The organism is Roseibium sp., from assembly GCF_050301095.1.
Taxonomy (GTDB): Bacteria; Pseudomonadota; Alphaproteobacteria; order Rhizobiales; family Stappiaceae; genus Roseibium.
On sequence record NZ_JBNKYW010000221.1, the window covers coordinates 1 to 3669 of the forward strand.

Sequence of the window (3669 nt, forward strand, 5' to 3'; positions counted from 1 at the left end):
AAATGCACTTCGAATTGTACGCTTGCAATTCAACCGTCATCAACTGTGGGTCCTTAGAAATGCCCGTGACATAACGTTTTTTGGTCCCCTGCTTATACCGAGTTCCTTGTTTGTCTGGGTTTTGTGGCCGATAGTTCCAATGTTGATTTTTATCGGGTCTGGCCCAATAATACTTCCACCAATTATTAATTGGCTTGGAATTTCTTGGTTTGTGCTGGTCGGTGTATTTATGTTTTGGTATTTTCATTGGTTTATTATTTCAATAACGCTACTTTTTGGCGATGTGGAATTTGCCAACAGAAAAGAGGCTAGGCTACTTCAGCGCATTACGGACCTTGATCGCTGAAATGAGTATTGGCCGACAATCTGCCATGACGGGAAGTTCGGGCCGGCGGTTCGAAAGCCGATGCCCCTTCGCCAACAGATTCAAAAACCGGCACTTTTCCGCCCTGTGACCCGGATTTCCGTTTGACATCGTGAGCGCGCCGACTATATTGCGCGGGCTCGAAAAGGTTCGCTTTTTCGGGTTTTGTTTGTCGTTCAAGGCCTGCCGGGCTTTTCTAAGCTTCACGCGCAACCCGACACAAAGACTTGTCTGACCGGATCATTCCGGAGGGACGGGCGCCTCGGTTCGACCTGAAAGCAGCCAGCTCCGATTTCGGCAGCTGGCGTGTCAAAAACGAAAAGAAGGACGTGCGAGACATGTTCGCAGTGATCAAGACCGGTGGCAAGCAGTACACTGTTGCCGCTGACGACCTCCTCCGGGTCGAAAAACTGGACGCCGAAGCCGGCAGCACCGTCACCTTCGACGAAGTGCTCATGGTTGGCAACGGCACCGACACCACTGTTGGCGCTCCGCTTGTGGAAGGTGCCAGCGTTGTTGCGGAAGTGGTCGATCAGGGCCGTAACCGCAAGGTCATCATTTTCAAGAAGCGCCGGCGTCAGAATTCTCGCCGCCGCAACGGCCATCGTCAGGCTTTCACCCTCGTCAAGGTGACCGACATCCTGACCGGTGGTGCAAAAGCAGCCAAGAAGGCAGCGCCGAAGAAGGCCGCGCCGAAGGCTGAGGAAGCAAAGGACGAAGCTCCGGCCGCAGCTGCTGCTGCAGAAGGCGGAGACGACCTGAAGAAACTGGACGGCGCCGGTCCGGCAGCTGTGAAAAAACTGAACGAGGCAGGCATCACGACCTTCGCTCAGATCGCAGCCATGACCGCTGACGACATCGCACGCGTTGAAGAAGAAACCGGCCTGAAGGGCAAGTTCGAGCGCGGAAATTGGGTTGAGCAGGCCAAGGAACTGGCCGGCAATTAAGCCGCCGGTTCTTACACCTGACACGAAGAATTCGAAGAACGAGGAGTTCTAACGATGGCACATAAAAAGGCAGGCGGTTCGTCCCGCAACGGTCGCGACTCAGCTGGCCGCCGTCTCGGCATCAAGAAATACGGCGGGGAATCCGTGATTCCCGGCAACATCATCGCACGTCAGCGCGGCACCACCTGGCACCCGGGCACCGGCGTTGGTATGGGCAAGGACCATACCATCTTCGCAACCGTGGAAGGCAAGGTAGTGTTCCAGGCGAAAGCCAACAAGCGAACCTACATTAACGTGCTCCCGGTAGCGGAAGCAGCGGAGTAAAGCCGACGTGAAGTTTCGAAACGCCGGCGTCCCGTAAGACCCCGGCACTTCGAGACAGGTCAACAACCGGCCAGTCAAAGATGAAGAGGGGGAGATGGGGCGCCATCTCCCCCTTGATTTGTTTTTGCTGGAGGAAAAGATGGTTGTTGAAAGTGACGGTTTACTGGACGAGAGCAGTCTGGCAGCGGCCCCGTTGCCGCAGGAAGCGGTTCGTGTGCGGCTCGACGTGCCGCGTGCGGACGATCTGGCCGACCTTGTGTTTCTGGCCAACAACAAGGCCGTGGCGGCTAACCTTGCCACAATGCCCTATCCGTTTTCGCTGCAGGACGGCCGGGCGTTGATCGCCAAGGCCGGACTTCACCACCTGAACAGCGCCATTTTCGCCATCCGCCTGAAAAGCACCGGGCGGCTGATCGGGATCGCGCGTTATGCGAAAATGGAAGCGGGCGGTCCCGTCCATGTCGGCTACTGGCTGGGTGAGCCCTTCTGGGGGCAGGGGTTGGCGACCGAGGCGGTGCATTCGCTGGTGGACCATGCCTTTACCTATCACGACATCGACGAGCTGCAGGGCTCCTGCCGGGTGACCAATCCGGCCTCGCGCCGGGTTCTTGTCAAGTCCGGGTTCCAGTACCGGGACCAGGCCATGATCCGCTCCGTCGGCGCCGGCGGTTCGGTTCCGATCGAGCGCTACACGCTGGAGCGGGCAATCTGGAAGTCGCTGAAAGGATGGGGGCAGGGCCGATGAACACGCTACCGGAGCTGAGAACGAGGCGGCTGGTTCTGCGGCCGGTCTCGATGAGCGACGCGGAAGCTGTCAGGGAACTGGCAGGCAAGGACTTCGAAGTCGCCCGCTGGATGACATCTTTCACATGGCCGTATGAGGACGGCACCGCCGAAGCCTTTCTGAAGTCGGTGATCGGGCAGGATCCGCTTGAAACGGAAGCGGTTTTTGCCATCACGCTCGGCGGTGTCTTTATCGGCGTCGTGGCAATCGAGGCACCGGGCGACCTCAGCGACCTCTCCGAGCTGCCGACCCTTGGTTACTGGATCGGCCGGCCCTTCCAGGGGCACGGCTACGCCAGTGAGGCGGTGGAAGCCGCGCTGGACTGGGGCTTTGAGGTTTTCGGGACGAATGCGATTGCGGCCCGCGCTTATGAGGACAACTTCCGGTCGCGGGGTCTCCTGCGCAAGATGGGCTTCAAGCCCTACAGCATGACGGAACGGTTCTCAAAGGCCCTCGACCGGCGCGTTTCCAACGTGGTCGTCCGGCTGGAACGGTCGGACTTCGAAGCGCGGAACGAAGCGGCATGAGTGCACCTGTCATCGAAACGCAGCGGCTTGTCCTGCGGGCTCCGCGCCTGGAGGATCTGGGCCGCTGCGCCGAACTTCTGGGCGACTATGAAGTCGCCAAGATGCTGTCGCGGGTGACCTATCCTTACGACCTCGACGAGGGCCGCAAATATCTCGCCCGCGCCGGTGAGAGCTGGCAGGACCAGGCAAATGCCGAGGAACTCAGCTTTCAGGTCGATCTGAACGGCGAGATGATCGGCGGGATCAGCTTCAAAAAGTTGCAGGAGACCCCGGAGATCGGCTATTGGCTGGGGCGGCCCTATTGGGGCAAAGGCTATATGTGCGAGGCGGCAAGGGCAGCGGTGACCTGGCTGTTTCACAACACGGATCACGAGCAACTTGCCTGCGAGGCCATGACGGAAAACGCAGCGTCCCTCAGGGTGGCGGAAAAGCTGGGCTTCCGGATTGTCGCCGAGGTGGGCTGCAACAGCCTGTCGCGGGGCGCTACCATGCCTGCGATCCGGGCGGAACTGACACGAACAGAGTTTCTGAACGGCCATTGATCAAGGGATCCGGCCTGACACAGGACGAAAGAGAAGAAAAATGAAATTCCTCGATCAGGCCAAGATCTATGTGCGCTCCGGTAACGGCGGGGCGGGTTGCGTGTCGTTCCGGCGCGAGAAATACATCGAATACGGTGGTCCCGACGGCGGGGACGGCGGCAAGGGCGGCGATGTCATCGTG

At 59.0% G+C, this 3669-nt stretch carries 6 protein-coding genes and 1 pseudogene; all 7 read left to right on the forward strand.

The genetic code is table 11. From position 1 onward, the window contains the following. Positions 1 to 346 (forward strand): hypothetical protein (locus ACQY7U_RS19635; RefSeq protein WP_428648141.1); only part of this gene is annotated, 346 nt, incomplete at its 5' end. 356 nt (positions 347 to 702) lie between these two features. After that, the gene (locus tag ACQY7U_RS19640; protein WP_428648155.1) at positions 703 to 1311 is read left to right on the forward strand and encodes a 50S ribosomal protein L21; all 609 of its coding nucleotides are present in this window, start codon (positions 703 to 705) and stop codon (positions 1309 to 1311) included. 54 nt (positions 1312 to 1365) lie between these two features. Then, the gene (gene rpmA, locus ACQY7U_RS19645; protein ID WP_428648144.1) at positions 1366 to 1635 is read left to right on the forward strand and encodes a 50S ribosomal protein L27; all 270 of its coding nucleotides are present in this window, start codon (positions 1366 to 1368) and stop codon (positions 1633 to 1635) included. A gap of 139 nt (positions 1636 to 1774) precedes the next feature. Beyond that, entirely contained in the window at positions 1775 to 2380 is a 606-nt protein-coding gene (locus tag ACQY7U_RS19650) for a GNAT family N-acetyltransferase (protein ID WP_428648147.1), read from the forward strand. Continuing rightward, positions 2377 to 2946, forward strand: a complete 570-nt coding sequence (locus ACQY7U_RS19655; protein WP_428648149.1) for a GNAT family N-acetyltransferase — start codon at positions 2377 to 2379, stop codon at positions 2944 to 2946. Before ACQY7U_RS19650 ends, ACQY7U_RS19655 begins: the two co-directional genes overlap by 4 nt. Next, the gene (locus tag ACQY7U_RS19660) at positions 2943 to 3488 is read left to right on the forward strand and encodes a GNAT family N-acetyltransferase (RefSeq protein ID WP_428648152.1); all 546 of its coding nucleotides are present in this window, start codon (positions 2943 to 2945) and stop codon (positions 3486 to 3488) included. The genes ACQY7U_RS19655 and ACQY7U_RS19660 overlap by 4 nt, the downstream gene beginning before the upstream one ends. A gap of 40 nt (positions 3489 to 3528) precedes the next feature. Continuing rightward, positions 3529 to 3669, forward strand: a pseudogene (gene obgE / locus ACQY7U_RS19665) (GTPase ObgE); the annotation flags it as partial.

Coding starts and splice junctions, on each gene's coding strand:
- ACQY7U_RS19660 (WP_428648152.1), top strand. CDS start 2,943: ATGAGTGCACCTGTCATCGAAACGCAGCGGCTTGTCCTGCGGGCTCCG.
- ACQY7U_RS19650 (WP_428648147.1), top strand. CDS start 1,775: ATGGTTGTTGAAAGTGACGGTTTACTGGACGAGAGCAGTCTGGCAGCG.
- ACQY7U_RS19640 (WP_428648155.1), top strand. CDS start 703: ATGTTCGCAGTGATCAAGACCGGTGGCAAGCAGTACACTGTTGCCGCT.
- rpmA (WP_428648144.1), top strand. CDS start 1,366: ATGGCACATAAAAAGGCAGGCGGTTCGTCCCGCAACGGTCGCGACTCA.
- ACQY7U_RS19655 (WP_428648149.1), top strand. CDS start 2,377: ATGAACACGCTACCGGAGCTGAGAACGAGGCGGCTGGTTCTGCGGCCG.